Annotated in this window: 13 protein-coding genes; 9 read left to right on the top strand and 4 right to left on the bottom strand. The window is 65.6% G+C overall.

Translation table 11 applies throughout. The features are described 5' to 3' along the window. The first annotated feature begins 68 nt into the window (after window positions 1-68). The 5 genes from DBO33_RS06600 to DBO33_RS06580 all read left to right on the top strand — a co-directional run bounded on the left by DBO33_RS06600 (window position 69) and on the right by DBO33_RS06580 (window position 5276). Window positions 69-1622: a serine/threonine-protein kinase gene (locus DBO33_RS06600; protein ID WP_107654225.1), complete on the top strand. Its 1554-nt coding sequence runs from the start codon at window positions 69-71 to the stop codon at window positions 1620-1622. A gap of 148 nt (window positions 1623-1770) precedes the next feature. Continuing rightward, window positions 1771-2961: a DUF7373 family lipoprotein gene (locus tag DBO33_RS06595; RefSeq protein ID WP_159080137.1), complete on the top strand. Its 1191-nt coding sequence runs from the start codon at window positions 1771-1773 to the stop codon at window positions 2959-2961. Window positions 2962-2966: 5 nt separating this feature from the next. After that, window positions 2967-4226 carry a DUF7373 family lipoprotein gene (locus DBO33_RS06590; protein WP_456093892.1) on the top strand — a complete coding sequence of 420 codons (1260 nt, stop codon included), beginning with the start codon at window positions 2967-2969 and terminating at the stop codon, window positions 4224-4226. A gap of 384 nt (window positions 4227-4610) precedes the next feature. Beyond that, window positions 4611-4928, top strand: a complete 318-nt coding sequence (locus DBO33_RS06585; protein WP_159080135.1) for a WXG100 family type VII secretion target — start codon at window positions 4611-4613, stop codon at window positions 4926-4928. Between the two features lie 45 nt (window positions 4929-4973). Next, window positions 4974-5276, top strand: a complete 303-nt coding sequence (locus DBO33_RS06580; RefSeq protein WP_107654221.1) for a WXG100 family type VII secretion target — start codon at window positions 4974-4976, stop codon at window positions 5274-5276. 89 nt (window positions 5277-5365) lie between these two features. On the opposite strand, the gene DBO33_RS06575 is transcribed toward DBO33_RS06580, so the two are convergent. Both DBO33_RS06575 and eccCa read right to left on the bottom strand, forming a co-directional pair. Further along, window positions 5366-6808, bottom strand: a complete 1443-nt coding sequence (locus DBO33_RS06575; RefSeq protein ID WP_159080134.1) for a type VII secretion-associated protein — start codon at window positions 6806-6808, stop codon at window positions 5366-5368. Between the two features lie 17 nt (window positions 6809-6825). Next, window positions 6826-10860, bottom strand: a complete 4035-nt coding sequence (eccCa, locus tag DBO33_RS06570; protein WP_107654219.1) for a type VII secretion protein EccCa — start codon at window positions 10858-10860, stop codon at window positions 6826-6828. 239 nt (window positions 10861-11099) lie between these two features. On the opposite strand from eccCa, the gene eccD reads away from it, so the two are divergent. The 3 genes from eccD (at window position 11100) to DBO33_RS06555 (ending at window position 14987) form a co-directional block, all read left to right on the top strand. Continuing rightward, window positions 11100-12566 carry a type VII secretion integral membrane protein EccD gene (gene eccD / locus DBO33_RS06565; RefSeq protein ID WP_107654218.1) on the top strand — a complete coding sequence of 489 codons (1467 nt, stop codon included), beginning with the start codon at window positions 11100-11102 and terminating at the stop codon, window positions 12564-12566. Between the two features lie 77 nt (window positions 12567-12643). After that, window positions 12644-13978, top strand: coding sequence for a type VII secretion-associated serine protease mycosin (mycP, locus tag DBO33_RS06560; RefSeq protein ID WP_234390716.1), 1335 nt, complete (start codon window positions 12644-12646; stop codon window positions 13976-13978). A 208-nt stretch (window positions 13979-14186) separates the two neighbouring features. Continuing rightward, window positions 14187-14987 (top strand): potassium channel family protein, encoded by an 801-nt coding sequence (locus tag DBO33_RS06555; protein ID WP_107654217.1) that lies wholly within the window; start codon window positions 14187-14189, stop codon window positions 14985-14987. A 4-nt stretch (window positions 14988-14991) separates the two neighbouring features. On the opposite strand, the gene eccB is transcribed toward DBO33_RS06555, so the two are convergent. After that, entirely contained in the window at window positions 14992-16479 is a 1488-nt protein-coding gene (gene eccB / locus DBO33_RS06550) for a type VII secretion protein EccB (RefSeq protein WP_107654216.1), read from the bottom strand. Between the two features lie 111 nt (window positions 16480-16590). Here eccB and eccE point away from each other — a divergent pair, with 111 nt between their 5' ends. Beyond that, complete coding sequence (gene eccE / locus DBO33_RS06545) at window positions 16591-18243, top strand: type VII secretion protein EccE (RefSeq protein WP_107654215.1); 1653 nt, start codon at window positions 16591-16593, stop codon at window positions 18241-18243. Window positions 18244-18382: 139 nt separating this feature from the next. Here the strand turns inward: eccE and DBO33_RS06540 are convergent, their stop codons facing one another. After that, window positions 18383-18943 (bottom strand): NADPH-dependent FMN reductase, encoded by a 561-nt coding sequence (locus DBO33_RS06540; RefSeq protein ID WP_107654214.1) that lies wholly within the window; start codon window positions 18941-18943, stop codon window positions 18383-18385. Window positions 18944-18957: the final 14 nt, after the last annotated feature.

The following is an 18957-nucleotide window of genomic DNA, read 5'->3' as shown; positions in this document are numbered from 1 at the left end:
AGCCGTCCCATCCCGAGCGGTCCAGTATGCTGCCGCGTGGGGAGCACCGACTCAGGAGATTGTGGATCATGGCGATAAGCCCCGGCACCATCGTGGGCGGGTACCGCATCCAGGGCGTGCTCGGTGCGGGCGGCATGGGCACCGTTTACCTGGCCAAACATCCCAGCCTGCCGCGGATGGACGCGCTGAAGGTGCTCAGCGGCGAACTCAGCAACGACCACGAGTTCCGCACTCGCTTCGAGCGCGAAGCCAATCTCGCCGCCGGACTCGACCATCCGAACATCGTGTCGGTCTACAACCGTGGCGAAGAAGACGGCCGGCTGTGGATCGCCATGCAGTACGTCGACGGCACCGACGCCTCCGCGGAACTGACCCGCGACCGGCATTCGATGAATCCGCTACGCGCACTACGCATCACCACCGAGGTGGGCAAAGGCCTCGACTACGCGCACCGAAAAGGCTTGCTGCACCGCGACGTCAAACCCGCCAACTTCCTGCTCTCCTCCACCGAGGGTGACGAAGAACGCGTCCTGCTCACCGATTTCGGCGTCGCCAAATCCAACGACGACACCACCGAACTCACCCAGACCGGCAGCTTCGTCGCCACCATCGCCTACGCCCCACCCGAACAGCTGGTCGGCGGCCACCTCGACCATCGTGCCGACATCTACAGCCTCGCCTGCGCCTTCTTCAAACTGCTCACCGGCCGAAACCCTTACCCGGCAACGCAACCCGCGCTGGTCATGATGGGCCACCTGCACGAGCCACCCCCGCTGGCCACCGCCGTCGACCCCGGTCTACCGCCCGCCATCGACCACGTCTTCGCCAAGGCGCTGGCGAAAGACCCCACCGACCGGTACAACACGTGCCGCGAATTCACCGACGCGGCCGCGAGCGCGCTCACCCCCGGGTACAACCCCGCCCCCACGAACACCTCGCCGACCTATCCCATCCAGGTCTTCGATCCGCGGCCGAATACCGATCCGCGCGTAGCGGTTTCGGGTCCTCAGGCATTGGTGTCCGCACCGCCCAGTTCTCGCAAACGGTGGTTCGTCGGCGCAGGTGTCGGTGCCGTCGTCGTCGCCCTGGCCGTAGGCCTCGGGATCTGGACGCTGGGCGGAAACGACTCCGCCAATACGAATGCCGCCACCGGTACGGTCTCGGCCGGTTCCACCGTCGCGGTGAGTTCGTTGCCGTCGATCGAACAGGCTCGGGCCACCAATCCGGCATTCCGCGGCAAGACCATCACCGTGGTGGATGTGCCACGGAATAAACAAGTTTCTATCTACCTGGGCGGCTCCGCGCAGACAAAGTTCCTGGAAGATTTGGGTTTCGTCTACAACCTGAACTATCCCAAACAGGGTGACGAGTCGCTGCGTGTGCTGCCCAATGCGGATTCGCTCGAGGTAAACGCCGACAGCTTCGTGCTTGCGGTACGGACCGACGAGGACGCAGGCAGCGGCGGGCTGCGTGGCCTGCCTTATCAGGTCGCCGGTACTCGGGCCACCGTGATCCCGCTCGACGATGCCGAAGCCGTAGCCGCATTCCGTAATTGGGGTGCCGGCTCGGAGAAGGGGCTACTCGACAAGCTGGTGCCGCTGCTGCAGAAGCGAGTGAGGTAGGTCGAGCGGTGTCGCGGGGCAACGGTCCCGGGTGTTATGTTGCCGTCTGCGATACGTAGCCGCGCAGGGGTGACCAGCACGCGGACGTATACCCGGGGGATCGCTGCTCGCTGGCTCGTCCTCCCCTTGCCGGTCGATGGAGGGAACGATGCGGAGAGCACTCAGAACGCTGGCAGTTGGACTGGCTGCACTGTCCGTGGGCACGGCGGGATGCGGGTCGGATTCCCCACCGCCGACGGCGCCTGCCGTTGATATCAGCCAGCTCGATGTCGGTAGCTACGCGACCGCACCACGTGAGATCGGCAAGCCCGGACTCGACCGCGCACGAGTCAGCGAAGGTCAGCGCCTCGCCAGCTTCGTCCCGTTGCCGATGGACATCGACCCCCGATTCACCATCCAGTCCGGCTCGGATACAAGCACTACGCTGGCATTCATCGAAAGCGTATATACCCTACTGCTTTCCGCTGACGACTTTCGAGCAAGAACACCGGGCTTCATCGCAGGTTTCTACAGCCTCGGATATTCCGACAAGGACATCCTGATCGCGACCAGCCTCGAAAATATCGTGCTGTTGTTCTCCGACCAGCAGGCCGCCGAGCTGGCTGCTACAGCTCTCGCGGAGGCCGTTGCCGCGAAGAACGGTTCGAGCGAACCGGTCAGCCTCAACAAACATCACGATGCTCTCGCGTTCCGGAAACCAGGAACACCGGAGTTGATCTCGTTTCGGGCGACCGGACAGTACGTCATCTACACCACAATTCAGGATGAAGCCAAGAAGCTGCTGGGCACCGCGGACCTGCCGGGCATGGTCGACCTCGCGGAGAAGAGCATCGATACGGTCGGTACGCGGCTGCGTGAGTTCCGCCCGACGCCACTCGACAAGCTGACGGATATCCCCCTGGACCGCGACGGCATGCTCGGCCGCTCGCTTCCACGACCGAACGAAGACGGTTGGCGCAACCCTCCCGGCCTGTACGACCGCACCGGCGCTCTCCATATGAGTGATCACCCGGTAAGCGATAAGAAGCTATTCGAGGAGGCGGGGGTGGACTGGATGGCGAACTATGCCGGAAACGTTTACCGTGCTGCGAATCCAAAAGGCGCGCAACTTATCCGAGAAGGCCACAGCACACTGAGCAAGCTGAAACGCCGGATCGATTCACCGAAGAACCTTCCAGATGCGCGCTGCGACGAGTTCCGTGCGAAGGATATTTTCGTCCCAAGATTTCATTGCGTCGCGTCCTATGACCGCTATACCGCGGAAGTATGGTCGGATCAGCTGATCGATGTGCATCAGCGGATCTCGGCGCAGTACGCGATTCTCACGAAGGCGAAGTGAGCCGCATGCTCAACAGACGTATGCGGCACGCGTCCGCTGCCCTCATTCTGGTCATCGTCACCGGGTGCGGCGCACCGATGACCGGGACACCGCGGCCCGGTGAGGTAGACGTCCGCACGTTCGACGTCGGCCAATATTCCACGGAGCCGCTGGATTCGTACTTCGAATACATCCACTCGGTGCGCAGCGGGAACTCGCTGGCCGTCTCGCGTCTGGCCAACCATGTAGTGACAGGCATTGATATCGACGCAAAGCTGCGCTACGGCACCGGCGTGCAGGAAATCACCAAGCCCGACGATGTCAAGAACGTCCTCGCGGAACAGAACGTGCCGATCGCGGCTCGGAACAAGATGTTGTTCGGCTTCGCCTCCGGCAGTAGCGATTTCAAGGCGGATCCGCACGTGGCCGTGCCGCCTGACTCGACACTCACCACCGTGACGGTCATGCAATTCCCGGACCCCGAGTACGCGGACCGGGCTGCGGCCGAGTTCGAAGAGGCTGATTTCGCAGTAGCTCCGGACCAGAATGAGCGCGTACCGCTGGCGGCGTACCCACGGGCGCATTCCCATTGGCGCCCCGGAACTCCGACAATCGGTTCGGTCGTCGCACACGGGAATTATGTGGTCAGTACATTCATCTCTACCCCCAAGCCTGACCTCGCCGACCTGACCACCCTTGTCGAGAAGGTCTACGCAGCACAACTGCCGATGCTCGACACCCTAGCGCCACTGTCGGCCGAACAGGCCCTGCGATTGGACCTCGACCCCGAGGGCGTAATCCGCCGAGTCCTCAATCCGGACAAGAACGGCGTACCCAGTGTCGGCAGCCTTGCGGCATACGAATTGCAAGGATTCCTGCATTGGCAGACCGACCGCACAGCGGCTAAGAATCTTTACGCACACGGCGAACGTTTCATCCTCTCGGGCGCCTACTCGCCGTCGACGAACAGCTACACCAGCGGAATCGCGCAGAGTTTCGGCAAGGGTATCGGCAGGTTCTTGGACGGAGCCATCCTGATCCGAACACGGGACATCGATACGGCCCAGACGCTTTGGTCGATGATTCTCGACGCGCCTGATACCGGCCAGGCACCGCCCAGGGTTCCTGACAGCAAATGCGCCGAGATTCCATCGGATAGGTACGTCAAGGACTGGGTTTGCACCGTTCGGTACCGCAACTACGTCGGCTATGTCTGGAGCACTCAACTGCAGGACGCACAGCAGCGAGCGGCAGCTCAGTACGCTCTGCTCGCCAACAGCCAGTAGCACGTCGGCCCTCCGCCTCTCGATGCGTTCCTGGCCGATATACCCACGATCTGCTGTAGCGGGAGCCATAGTGGTTGGGTAAGGTACAAGCAGCCAGCCCACTCGCCAGTCAAGACATCAGCGAGCAGGGGGAAGGAGGGGAGCCGAGCGCTGGCGTTGCAATCATGCCAACGTGATTACGTCCATGGCCTGACGAGCGGCCCACGCGGCCCCGAAAGCATGGACGAGCTGCGTAAAGGACGCTGGGTCTGATCTTCGTAGGGGGAGATCCAAACTTTCTCGAGTCGGATGGAACCGATCAGACCTATCGAGCGTCCAATCAGATGTACAGGCCAACTGGGGGCTTCTGCCGTTGGCCGAGACGGGAAACCGAGAGGAGCCGAAATGGCAGGACAGCTTCAAGCGAACCACGAAGCGATCACGGCGTTCGAGAAGAACTGCAGGGATCGGCACAAAGATTTGATGGACAGGATCAGCGCGCTGGACATCAAGTCGGACATGACCACTCAGAGCTGGAGCGGTCAGGCCCGAGCTGCCTTCGATTCGCTCATGGACAACTACTTCGCCCAGGCACGAAAGCTGAACGACGCACTGGACCAGACTGCCGACAACCTCAGGAAGGCCGGTCAGGCCTTCGTAGCACAGGACGAGCAGTTCGCCCAGCAGGTGACGCAACAGGCTTCCAGCCTGACGCTTCCCTGATCGACTCGGTCAGCCGAACCACCAGATACCAAGGAGAAGCTCCAGATGGCAGCAAACGATCCAGGCACAATTGCCTCTAACTTCGGCTCGGTCGAAGAAGGCGCTCAGTCCATCGTGGCCGAAGCGCGGAACATCACGAGCATGCTCGAGGATTTCCACAAGCAGGTCACCGACTTCGTGACCAACTACTGGAAGGGTGATGCGAACGACGCGTTCGCCATGCTCCAGTCGCAGTGGAACACCAGCGTCACCCAGCTGAACGCCACGCTGGAGACCGCTGGTCGGGCTGTCAGCACCGGCAATAGCGATCTGCAGGCCACCGACACCAGCCTCGCAGGCCTTTTCTGAGATCCTGTCTCGGCCAATTCGGGCCCCCGGCAAGCTCTTTGCCGGGGGCCCGAATTATGTGAAGTGTCGCGGTGCCGACACACCCGAATTCAGGGAATGACGCGAACCGAACTACCGAAGTTCTCACACGTGGTCGACAGCGCCTGCCAATTATTGTCGGCATATTGGCAGCCGATGCTGACCTGAATTCCATACTCCAGCAACACATGCCAGCGGACAGTTGAACCGTCACCGGGCCGCTCGGTGTACGCCAGAGTGGAGCGCCCCCCGTAGACGACATCGCGTTTCAGCTCGGACATCACCCCGGCCGGCCGTTGCTTCATCTGCGTCTCGAGCCGCGCCGCAACCTGTTCATAGCTCGACCCCGGCGCTACCGGCGTTTGCGTCACTGTGACACGTAGCCGGGCACCATCATCCGGGGAAAGTTCGACCCGAGACCTACCACCAGCGTCGGGAGCCGACGCCATATGCCAACCATCCGGCACCTGAAAACGAATGCGCCCATAGGTTTCCGGCCCGACGGCAACGGTACTGCTCGGTGGGCCGATGGTACTGCTCGGCACCGATTCGCTACTCGGCGCCAAGATAGTGCCAGGCGCGGCAGTCGGACCGTCATCGGGTCCGTTCAACAGCACAACCCCGCCGACAATAGCGACACCGACAACGACGATCGCAGCAACCGCCGCACCCACATAACCGAGCCCGTTGCGCCGAGGCTGTTGCGCCGCAGCACGTTCGCGCAGCGGCTGCATCCATTCGGTCTGCGGCAGCGCGGTCGGTAACTCCGGCTGCTGGATCGGTTCGGTCTGCTGGCCACGGATCAGATCGGGCCCGGTCAGCGCCCGCAGCGCGACACCAGGCCCGCACCGCTGCTGCACAGCCGCGCGAAGTACACCGAGTTTCGCCGCGTCGGTGACACCCACCGACTGCGCCAGATCGGCAGGCTGACCATCGAGCAGCCGGTCGAGCAGCGCGCACAGGGTGGTGAAGCCGCTGGATTCCGGCAGTATCTCGGCGAGCGCGAGAGTTGGCGCGTGCTCGCACGATTCGATGTGCACACCCTGATGGCTGCGGATGACCGTGCTGGCCGTGGTGGTGAGCGCACCGAATTCCAGCACCAACGTGCGACGACTGTGACTGGTGCCCTCGTCCGACGCGACGGCCCGCACCGCCAACTCTTCGAACACCACGTCCGCGGTGAACCGCCGAGCCGCCTGGTCGAGCACGGAACGCCGGGACGCACCCCATTCCGTCGGACAGATCACCGTGATCCGCTCACACGGCGCGCTGACGCGCAGGTTCTCCAGCACGGCGCCGAACACCGCGATCAGCCCGTCGACCACGGACGGGACGCGCGGCAGCAACGCGACGGCCTCGGCGGGCACGTACTGCACCACGGAACTCACCTGGGTCGGCGGGGCCAGCGACTCACCGACCACCAGGTCGAACCCGTTGCTGCCCAGCACGATCGACGGCGCCACGTCCCAGTGCGTCGTCGCGCCACGCGCCCAGACGCGTGTGTCGGTGACCACCAGCTCGACGGTAACCATCAGGTTTGCGGCGGCATCCAGGCCGTTTGGATCAGACCCTCGGTGTTGCGCGTGACGTAGGTGCCGCGGCCCGGCGGCATCGGGCTCGGCCGCGTCGTCCCCATCAGCACACCCTCGTCCCGGCTGCAGCTCATGATCAGGCCGGCCGACCCGAGGTCCTTCATCCTGGCCAGCGTCGCCTCGAACATGGCACGTCCCGCGCCGCCGGAGCGCCGCGCGATGATCAGATGGAAGCCGAGGTCACGGGCGTGCGGCAGGTGTTCCACCAACGCCTGGACCGGGTTGCCGCTGGAGGTGGCCACCAGGTCGTAGTCGTCGACGACGACGTACAGCTCGGGGCCGCTCCACCATGAGCGATCCTTCAGCTGCTGCGGCGTCACATCGGGACCCGGCGTCCGGTTGCTGACGTACGCGGCGAGATCGGCCATGTTCTGCGTGAATTGAGGTGCGGTCGAGCCGTAGCCGGCGAGGTAACCCTCCGGCACTATGCCGAGCATCGAACGCCGGTAGTCGCCCATGATGATCCGCGCCTGGTCCGGGGTGTTCGACGCGGCGATGCCCTCGATGATCGAGTGCAGCAGCGTCGTTTTTCCCGACTCGGTGTCGCCGATGACGATGAAGTGCGGGCTCACCGCGAAGTCGAGGTAGACCGGGGCCAGCTCGGCTTCGTTGATACCGATCGGGATTCGCATGCACTTGACCGACTGGTCGACCTGGGACGGCCAGTTGCCCGCCAGGTAGAGCAGCTGCTCGCGTGGCAGCTCCTCGGGCAGCATGCGCACCGGCGGGGCCGGGCGGCCCGGAGTCAGGCGCGCGATGGTCGACACCGCCTCGGCAACGGCCTGGCCGATATCGGCCGGGTCCGAACTGCCGTCTACGCGCGGCAGGGCAGTCAGCATGTGCAAGCAGTCCGGCGTCATACCGCGGCCGGGACGAGCCTGCGGAACCATCGAGGCGAACTTGCGCCCGAGGTCGGAATCCATCGGATCACCGAGGCGCAGCTCGATTCTGGTGGCGATCTGGTCCTTCAGCGCAGGCCGTGCCTCTCGCCAACCGGCCAGCGCGATGACGATATGCACGCCATACGACAGACCCTGCACGGCCAGGTTCATGATCACCTGTTCGAGCATCTCGAAGTCCTGGCGGATGGAGCCGAAGCCGTCGATCACCAGGAACACATCGCCGAACGGATCCTCGTGCGCGCCGGTCGCGGCCGGGCTGCTGGACGGATCCATCGCACGCAGCCTGCGGAACTCGGTCATCGACTCGATGCCGAGCTGCCGGAACCGGGCCTCGCGCTGCCGCACGATGGTGGTCATCTCGGCGACGGTGCGCCGAACCTGGTCCGCGTCCAATCGGCTTGCGACGGAACCGACATGCGGCAGGCCCTGCAGACTCATCAGCGTGCCGCCACCGAAGTCGAGGCAGTAGAACTGCACCTGCTCGGCGGTGTGCGTCAACGACATGGCCATGATCAGCGTGCGCAGCGCGGTCGACTTACCGGACTGCGGGCCGCCGACGACGGCGACGTTGCCGCGCGCACCGGACAGGTCGACCACCAGCGGGTCACGCCGCTGGTCGTACGGCCGGTCGACGATGCCGATCGGCGCGCGCAGCGTGGCCACCGCGGAGTATTCGCCGGTGAGGATGGAGCGCGGGATCAGTTGGTCCAGCGTGGGTGCCTCGTCCAGCGGCGGCAGCCAGATCTCGTGCGCGGGACGGCCGTGGCCGTTGATCCGCGAGACCAGCATGTGCACGTTGGAGACCTGCTCGCCGTCGTCGGTCTGCTGGTCGGCGGCGCTGGGCTCGGCGGGCAGCGGAACCCGGTCCACCGCACGGAAATCCACGTGGGTGGCGGTGAACGGCCGGGCCTTGATGTCGATTTCGCCGGACTGGGTGGCGACGGTGATGTCGCGCTGCGAGCCGCCGCCGACGTAGGGGCCGGAGACGTAGGACGCCTGGAAACGCACGATCTCGCCGGAGTCCGACTTCAGGTAACCGCCACCGGGATTGTTGGGCAGGTTGTAGGCGTCGGGCACGCCGAGCACCTGGCGGGATTCGTTGGCGGAGAAGGTCTTCAAGCCGATCCGGTAGGACAGATGACTTTCCAGGCCCTTCAGCTTGCCCTCTTCCAGGCGCTGCGAGGCCAGCAGCAGGTGCACGTGCAGCGAGCGGCCGAGCCGGCCGATCATCACGAACAGTTCCGCGAAATCCGGGTGCTGGGTGAGCAGTTCGGAGAACTCGTCGAGCACCACGAACAGGGCGGGCAGCGGGTCCAGGTCGGCGCCTGCCGCACGGGCCTTCTCGTATTCGGAGACGTTGGCGAAGTTGCCCGCGGCGCGCAGTACTTCCTGGCGGCGGTTCATCTCACCGGCGAGCGCGTCCTTCATGCGGTCGACGAGGTCGGCTTCTTCTTCCAGGTTGGTGATGACGGCCGCGACGTGCGGCACGCTGTCGAGCCCGAGGAAGGTCGCACCACCCTTGAAGTCGACGAGCACCAGGTTGAGCTGGTCCGGCGAGTGGGTGGCGAGCAAGCTGAGCACCAGGGTGCGCAGGAACTCCGACTTGCCGGAACCTGTTGCGCCGATGCACAAGCCGTGCGGGCCCATACCGTTCTCGGCGGCTTCCTTGATATCGAGTTCGACCGGCAGGCCGTCGGCGCCGACGCCGAACGGCACCCGCAGCCGCTCCCGGCCGTAGCGCGGACGCCAGGCGTGTTCGGGGTTGAACGAGCCGATGTCGCCGAGGCCCATCAGCTGGCTCCAGGTCGAGATGACCTCGGAGTCATCGGTTTCCACGTCGCTGCTGCGCTGGGTCGCCGCCCGGTACGGCGCGAGCCTGCGGGCCACCTGCTGCGCCTGCTGCGGGCTGATCCGGTCGATCAGCGCGAAGCGCTCCTGGTTACCGGTCGCACCGCGGCCGACGCACTCGCCGTTCTCCACGATCATCTTGATGCCGCGCGAGACCGCCAGCCGCGGTGCGTACCCGCACAGGTCGATGATGGTGACGCCCTCGTAGCCCGATTCGCGCAGCTGATCTTCTTCGGCCTCCAGCAAGCCGCCGTCCACGATGATGACGATGTGCACCATGTTCGCGTTGGCAGGCTGGTTACGCGAGTAGCGGACCCGGTTGCCGAGCAGCGGCTGCAGGCCGGCCATCGCCTCCCGGATCGAGCCGTAGAACATGCGCTGGGTGCCGATGCCGTCCTGCGCGTCAGGGTGCTGGGTGTGCGGGAGCCACTTGGTCCACTCCCACTCCCGCGCGGTGTCCGGGCCGCAGACCACCGCGACGAGCACCTGGTCCGGCGCCTGGAACATGCACAGCTGCAACAACATCGCGCGGGTCATGTCCCTGGCCTCGACCCGGTCGCCGTCCAGTGCGATGGTCGCGAAACCCTTGACCGCGATCGCGGTCGGCAGATCGGGCACGGTCGAGTGTGCGCGCACGAAGCGGCGCAGCGAGACGGCCGCGATCGGCTCCAGCTCTTCGACCGGTCCGGTCTCCGGCGCGACCAGGCGGGTCGCCAGTCGCTGGCCGCCGACGCCGATGCGGGCGTGGCAGAAATCCTTGTCGCCCGCGCGGCGCTCCCACATGCGGCTGGTGCCGGCGAGCATCCAGATCAGGCCGGGCTCGGGGTGGCTCCATTCGACCGAGGCGCGCTGCTGGGTGGCCGTGTTGTCCACGTCCCGGCGCACCTGGTCGAGGTAGCGCAGATAGTCCTTGCGGTCCTCGTTCGCCTCAGCGGCCTTGGCCCCCTTGCCGCCGCCCTGACCTGCGAACATGCCTACCATCGAGAACATCATCATGAGCGGGAACATCATGCTCATCGGGTTCGATCCGATGCCGCCGCCCTGGGTGAACAGCAGCGCCATCATGCCGACCATGCCGATGATCATCACGACCGGCATCAGCTTCATCAGCAGATTGCCGGGTGTCACCCGGGGGATCTCGGGCGGCGGCTGGAGCGTGACCTCGCCGCCGGGCGAGCGCGGCATCTCCCTGCGCGCGCGGCGCTGGAACCGTACGGTACTCATTCCCGCACCTCGCTACCGCTCGGCGCCGGAATGCGCTGGCACATGATTCGGACGCGACGCTCCCTCATGGTGCGAGAATCCCCCTCCTCGACTGCTGTGATTCCGGCTCAGTGTAGAGGCAGCAGCGCACATGTCGTACAGTTCGACCAGCATTCTGCTGCCCGAAACGTGGGTTCGCAAACTCGACGTCGGCTCTCGAGTTTGCGAAAATACGAGGTAGAAGACGAGTTGGGGGAAGCTTGACGCACGCGCGACTTGACCACATCGATGAAAACTCCGCGCACGGCATCGTCCGCGCACCAGATCTCGCCAGGGTGACGATTCTCGCCAAACACACCCAGGTAGATATGGCGATCCCGGTCGACGTGCCCGTTGCCCTGGTGATCCCGAGTGTCGTCGACATGGTCGCACAACACAGCCGCACCAACGACTTCGACAACGAAGGCGAGCGCTTCGAGCCGGCCGAGTGGGTGCTCGCCCGAATCGGTCATCCCCCCTTCTCCAATTCGCTGAGCCTCGGCGAGCACGGTGTCCGCGACGGCGAGCTGCTGATGCTGGAGAGTGCCTCGCATACCGCGCCGACGCCGCTGTTCGACGACATCATGTACAACGTCGCGATCGCCGACACCGACCATTACCGCAGCTGGACTCCGAAGGTCGCGCGCATCACCGGTTCGGTGCTCGCCACGCTCACCATGCTCGTCGGCTGTCTCGGTCTGCTGCTCTCGCCCGATGCCCTGCCCTCCTGGGTCAGCGGTTCGGTCGCGCTCGCCGTCGCGATCCTGCTCGTCATCGCGTCCATGGTGCTCAGCCGGATGTACGGCGACACCTCCACCGCGCTGGTGCTCGGCGGCTGCGCGCTGCCACCCGCGTTGACCGCGGGCATGCTCTACGTACCCGATCACTACGGCTGGCCGCACATCCTGCTCGGCGCCGTATTGTTCGGCGCCACCGCGGTTTTGGCGTGGCGGGTCAGCGGCGTCGGCCTCGCGCTGTTCATCGGTTCGGCCACCCTCGCGCTCTACGCGGTGCCCGCCGCCCTGGTCGGGATGCTCACCGGGCAACCGGAACGCGCCATCGGCGCGGGTGCCGCGGCCCTCGGACTCGCCGGCCTCGCCCTGGCACCACGAATCTCGATGCTGCTGGCCAAACTGCCGCTGCCACCGGTCCCTTCACCCGGCACCCCGATCGACCCCACCGAAGACGACCCCGACGATCACCGCGCGCTGCCGACCATGGAGGCACTGCGGGTGAAGTCCGAGCGGGCCCGCATGTACCTGGCCGGCCTGGTCGCCGCCACCACCCTGGTCACCGTCGTCGGCGCGCTCGCCAGCACCGACCCGGAAGCCGAGAACCCGTACTGGCAAGGCATCGCGCTCGCCCTGGTCTGCGCGGTCGTCCTGATGTTCCGCAGCCGCACCTACGCGGGCGCCGAACAAGCCGTCGTACTCATCGCGGGTGGCGCGGGCATCGTGCTGATCATGTTGCTGGGTGCCGGTTTCGCGATGGACCAGCCCCTCGCCGTCTTCGGCGCCGCCATGGTCATCCTCATCGCAGCCCTGATCCTCGGCATCATCATCCCGAACCAGTCGGCCACCCCGCCGATGCGCCGCGGCGTCGAACTGCTCGAATACGCCTTCGTAGCCGCCGTCCTCCCCCTGGTTTTCTGGGTGGCCAGCCTCTACTCCCTCGTCCGCGGGCTGTGAACCGGATCCTGCGCACCGGTGCGGCAGCGGCGGTGCTCGCACTGAGTGTCTCGTTCGGGGTGGGAACGAGTCAGGGTGTGGCACATGCTGATCGGCCGCCGCCGGTCAATCCGGCATTACTGCCGCCCGGTGACCCGGCACGGCCGCCGGACAAGACCGAACAGAAGTCCAACACCCCATGCGTGAGCACTCAGCAGGGCGGAGAAGGCCTCGCCACTCCCGCACCGCAGCTGGCACTTGATCTGCCACGCGCCTGGGATTTCTCCCGGGGCGCGGGACAGCTGGTTGCGGTCATCGATACCGGCGTTTCGCGCCATCCACGCCTGCCCGACCTCGATGCCGGTGGTGACTACGTGGCCGAAGGCGGTGACGGGACCAGCGACTGCGATGGGCACGGCACCGTCGTCGCCGGCATCATCGGTGCGAAACACGTTGCTGACCAAGGCTTTTCCGGGGTAGCGCCCGATGCGCGAATCTTGACGATCCGGCAGACCAGCAAAGTGTTCCAGCGAGAGGGCCGGTCCGGCGAACAGCGACCCGAGGATCAACCCGACGGCTATGGCGACATCAACGCGCTGGCCTCCGCGGTCCGGCGAGCAGCGGACTGGGGCGCGACGGTAATCAATATCTCGCTGGTCCTGTGCACCGACGGTTCCTACAATCCCGCCGACGGACCGCTGGGCGCCGCACTGCGATACGCCACGCTCGAGCGCAACGCCGTCGTCGTGGTCGCAGCAGGTAACAAGGAACAGAATTGCAATGCAGGCAACCCCGGGCTCAATCCGCTCAACCCGAGCGGTGACCTCTGGAAGAACCTGAGCACCAACGTCACCCCCGCTCGCTACGACGACTACGTCCTCACCGTCGGCTCCATCGACCGCAACGGGCAACCGTCGGCTTTCAGTGTGCCCGGACCGTGGGTAGGTGTGGCAGCGCCCGGTGAGGACATCGTGTCCCTCGATGCCCGCGGCACCGGCACCATCACCGGTTTCGTCAATCAACAAGGTGGTGTCACGCCACTGAAAGGCACCAGCTTCGCCGCGCCGTACGTCGCCGGTGTCGTCGCGCTCGTGCGCGCCCGCTTTCCCGAGCTGACCCCGCTGGAAGTAATCAAACGCATCCAAGCCACCGCGCACGCACCCGCTGAGGGCTGGAATCCGTATGTCGGTTACGGCGCCGTCGACCCCGTAGCCGCGCTGACCAACGAGGTCCCGCCCAGTCTGCCACCGAAACAGCCGACCAGCCCCCGCAGCATGCAACTCGCGGTCCCGGCTCCCTTACCACCGCCGGACAACCGAGCCCGCAATATCGCCCTGGTCGGCAGCGCAACAGTCGCGATCCTGCTCACGCTCGGCATGCTCGCGTCTTTCCCGATCCGCCGTAGATTCGGCGTCACCGGCGACGATATGTAAGCCGAAGGGCCTCAGCGAATTCCGCTGAGGCCCTTCTGATCAACCGATCTGGGTTGCTAATTTTCGGATCCGATCGTGTCCCTTCGGCGAAGAAGGCTCGGATCGGCGACTCGCGGGTTCGACCGAACAATGACTGCACGGCATGTAGCGTCTGCACAGCGAACCGCGGTACATAAGGTGCCGGATCCGATCGACGCAGGTAGTTCCCATGAAGCAGCAAGAACAAGCACCCGACGGCCCGCCCGATACCGAGGGGTTGAGCCGGCGAGAGGCGTGGGAGCAGGCCACCGGCGTGCCGATGATGCTGCTCGCCGTGCTATTTCTCGTCGTCTACGCCTGGTACGTGCTGGATACCGGCGCCTCGCCACAGCTGGACGCTTGGCTCAGCCGGGTCGACATTGCGATCTGGGCTTTGTTCGCTATCGACTTCGGGACGCGATTTGCCTTGTCCACTCGCCGGTGGGAGTTCTTGCGCACCCATCCCGTGGAGCTGCTGATCGTGCTGATTCCACCGTTTCGCCCGCTACGGCTGGTGCGCGCCGCGGTGCTGGTGCTCGGCACCCTGAACCGGCAATCGCTGACTCAACGGTCGCGCCTGTCGGTGTTCGTCGGAACCAGTTCGATCCTGGTGCTCTTCCTGTGCAGCCTGGCTTTCTTCGACGCCGAATACGGGGCAGAAGGCAGCAAGGTGCTGAGCTTCGGTGACGCCCTGTGGTGGTCGGCGGTCTCGGTCACCACGGTCGGCTACGGCGACGTTTACCCGGTCACCGTGGAAGGCCGACTGATCTCCCTGGTGCTGATGACCTTCGGCATCGGCCTGATCTCCTTCGCCATCGGCACCACGACCAGCTGGGTGATCGATCAGCTGAAGGCCGCCGAGGAGACCGCCGACCGCACGGATCGGGAGATCGGTGTACTGGTCGAGGAGCTGCGTTCGTTGCGCGCCGAAGTTGCCGCATTGCAGGACAACTCCGACGGCTCGAATGCCGTTGTCGCGGACGGTCGTTAGCCGACTACTTGGCGGCGACGGGTTGCTTGGCCGGGTTCGGATCAGGGGCGACGCCGTCGTGCGCGACCATGGCTTCCTCGCGGCCCATGGTCGGCCCACCGGCGAGCAGACCCACGATCGGCCATGGCGCGGGTTCCGGCGTCACGCCCGATTCCGGGTCCATACCAAGCGCTTTCGCCGCATCGTTGTTCTTGATGCCGTAGCGGACACCGGTGTCGGACACGTAGAACATGCTGTCCTTGCGGCGGCTGTCCGGTTCGATGCCGGTGGTCTGCACGAAGGCGCCCGAGCCGGGCTTGAAGTACACCGAGTCGACGTTGTCCCCCTTGCCGTCGGCCTGGGCGAGCGACACCAGCTTGGCACTGCTCGACATCGGCAGGTCGCTGGCGTCGATCACCGACAAGGTCGCGCGCACGGCGACGTCGGCATTACCCGCCGCGCCGGGGATCGGCTTCCACGACAAGCAACTGACCGGACGGGAATTGGCCTGGACGATCGTCGGCGCGGCGGCCGGGTACGTGTCCACCTTCAGCGCCTTCGACGGGCGCGCGTGGTTGGCCTCGAAATCGCCGATTGCCGTGTTGTGGTCCGGGTTCGGCTGCGAACTGCGGACAATTTCGGCGGTCAGCGGATTGATCTGCTGCAGTCCGTCGCGCAGGATCACGTAATTCTGATCAGCTTTACCTGCCAGTTGAACTACGGTGCCGATCTTCAGATTGTTGATCGAGTACCCGTCGGGCTGCCCACCCGGATCATCGATCTTCGGCGGCACGATCGGATTCACTTCGGGAATGGAATTCAGCAGCCCTTCACTGATGGGTCGCGGCGTTGCCCCGCGGATCTTCAATGGGCCGGTGACGGACGGGTCGTTCATGTCGACCCGGGCACGCGTCTTGTTCCACACGAGGTAGGTCGCGCTCTTGCCCTTGACCAGCAGCGCCTTGTCGTTCCCCATTTCCGAGGCTTTGTCGCCGAGTTCGAGGTCGCCGATCAACACCGACGTGCTGCGGTCGTCGCTGCCGTCCGCCTTCAACGAATCACAGACGGTCCAGGCCCGCCCTTTGCCTGCTTTGTCGAAGATCAGCGAACCAGGCGCGCCGGGGATGCCGATCAGCTGGCCGCGCGGCTTCTTACCCAGCTCGGAATCCTTGACGACCGCAGGCTTGGACGCGTCACCGGCGGCCAGCCGGGCCGAGGCCAGGTTGAGGGTCGGGTGCACGACATCGCCGATCACCACGTAGACGCCGCCGGACTCCTTGGCGATCAGGATCTTGCTGTTGTCGATCTTGGCTTGCGGTCGCAGCAGTGCGAGGACGCCGCAACCTGCCAATACGACGATCGCCAAGATGAGGCCGACCGCGTACGCACGCGACTGCGAGCGCATCGGGTCGTGCAGCATCCGCACGTCCCGGCGGACCAGCGCATGCTCCATCCGGCGAACCAGAAAACGGTAGCCGCTCACCTGCCACCGAGTGGTGGGTTTTGAAGGCATTATTCCTCCCCCGAACAGTGCTCACATTCGCGCAACACAGTACAGTTCCCGAGGACTCTTGTTCAGCTCGCCCACTATTATGGGCCGACACCGGGTACTTGGGGGACGACGATGGCGGAACCTGCCGGGGCGGGACCACGGCCGCTCCTTGGCCGAATCTCACTGCAGAATCTATTGATTGCGCAGGTGATCGGCTTCATCGCGGGGGCGGTGGCGTTGATTGCCGGCCTGCAACCGCTGATTGCCCTCGGGGTGGGCATCGTCGTCGCACTGATTCCGCTGATTCCGATCGCCAAACGCACCGTGCTCGATTGGATCGCCACCTGGTGGCGCTACCTCACCAAGCGGGACTACACGATCGGCCAGACCGTCGACTTCCGCGGCGCGGACGGACGCTCGCTCGGGCTGTACTGGGATGGCAGCCGAGTCGTGACGGTCGTCGAGGTGCTCGCCCCTCCCGGCGGGCTCACCCGTATCGCCCGCAACACCGTGCACGCCTCGCACCTGCTGCCGCTGCCGGAACTGGCGAAATGCCTGAATCAGCATGACATCCTGCTCAGCGGCATCGACATCGTCAGCCACGGTCATCGCAGCCGGTCCGGCACCCCCGCGGGCAAGATCTACGAATCGCTGCTCGGGCCGCTGCCCGCCACCGCACATCGCACCGTCTGGTTGGCGATCAGCTTCGATGCGGTCGCGTGCCCGGAGGCTGCGGCCCGGCGTGGCGGCGGCGCGGAGGGCGCGTCGCGCGCGGTCACCATCGCGACCCAGCGCATCATGCGCACGCTCGAAGACGCCGACTGCAACGCCCGCATCCTGACCGCACCGGAAATCCGCAAGGCGGTCCTGCAGATCACCAGCGGTTTCGATCCGCGCACCCTCGAACATCGGTGGCGCTACGCCGAAATCGGCAACAGCGTGAACATCGGCATGGCCGTCGACCCGAAACGACTCGGCTCGGACCTGCTCGCCCAGCTCTGGGTGGCGCCCTCGCGCGGCACCACGGTGGCGGTGCGGCTGCGGCCGGGTAGCTCGGCGGAGTCGGTGAGCATCGGTGCGGCATGGCGGCTGACCGCGCGGGAACTGCCGGAGCGCCACAAACTCGCGGGCATGGTGTCGATGAACGGCAGGCATCGCGACGGGCTGCTCGCACACCTGCCGCTCGCCGTGCCCGGCGTGGACGCCACCGTCCCGATGAGCGAATACCCGATCGACGTGATCGACGCGCTACACCTGCCGTCCTCCGGCTGCGGTCAGCTGATCGGCTCCGACGACGAAGGCAACGGCGTCGCGGTCCGCATCGTCGGCGCGGGCATCTCGACCGTCTACGTGGCCGGGGAGCTCTATCTCGCACAGCAATTGGTGTTCCGCGCGCTCGCGGTCGGCGAACGCATCCTGATCCGCACCGACCGGGCGCACGCCTGGGAGAACCTGGTCACCACCATCGGCAACCCGGAGCGCCTGACCCTCGCAGTCGAAACCCACCAGTCCGACGCGGGTTTCACCGCCACCGTGGTGGACGGCGTGCTCGCGCCCGCCCCGCACGCGGGTGTCACCACCATCTACGTCACCGGCGACCCGATGGGCTGGCCCGCCACCCGCCCCGACCTGTCCATCCACCAGCCCGCGGCGATCGGCAACCACGTCATCCTGCGCACCGGCACCGCACAGGTCGACCTCACCCTGGTCTCCATCCCCCGCGAAGCCACGTACATCGGCCACCCGCGCGGGCGTCGCGGCGCACCGGTCGGCGCTAACGGCTGACGCCCGCGCACCAGTTTGTTCCGCCGCGTAATGAAGTGGCCCGCGATTTCGTGCGCGGCGCATGCTGATGAATGCGCGGCCCTCGACCGCTTGCAGCACTGACACGCGGTTATAGCGGCGAACCAGCGCGATGTTGTGATCAGCCCGGGTAAGGGTCGACGTTCCGCGCTACCCGCAAAGTCCTTGCCCACCAGGACAACTGGCGGAGCATGCGGGCGGCGGCGTCGATGGCGGCGCCGTCCTGTGTTTGTCCTGCGGCGTCGAATTGCTTCTTGGCCTGGTGGAAGCTGACGGTTTCGCGGATCGAGACCATGTGGATCTCGGCCACCACCTGACGTAATTGCTCCACCGCGCGCAGGCCGCCGGAGAGTCCGCCGTAGGAGACGAAACCGATCGGCTTGGCGCGCCATTCGTGTTTCGCCGTGTCGAACGCGGTCTTCAGCGAGGCCGGGTAGCCATGGTTGTATTCGGAGGTGATCGCGACGAAGGCGTCCGCGGCGGCCAGCCTGGCCCGGTAGTCGGCGACCTCGGGGGTCTCGGTGAGGTCGGTCGGCAGTGGGGTGTCCGCGAGATCTATGACGCCCGTATCGAACTCGTCATGCGCGCGTAGTGTGCGCAGGAACCAGTCGGCGACCACCGGAGCGAACCGCTCCGGACGCACGCTGGCCACGATGACCTCGAGCCGCAACGGAGTGTCCATCGCGTGAGCTTAAC

The organism is Nocardia suismassiliense (assembly GCF_900269665.1).
GTDB classification, from domain to species: Bacteria; Actinomycetota; Actinomycetes; order Mycobacteriales; family Mycobacteriaceae; genus Nocardia; species Nocardia suismassiliense.
The sequence above is the reverse complement of the archived record's forward strand: the minus strand, read 5'-3'. Positions and strand labels throughout refer to the sequence as shown.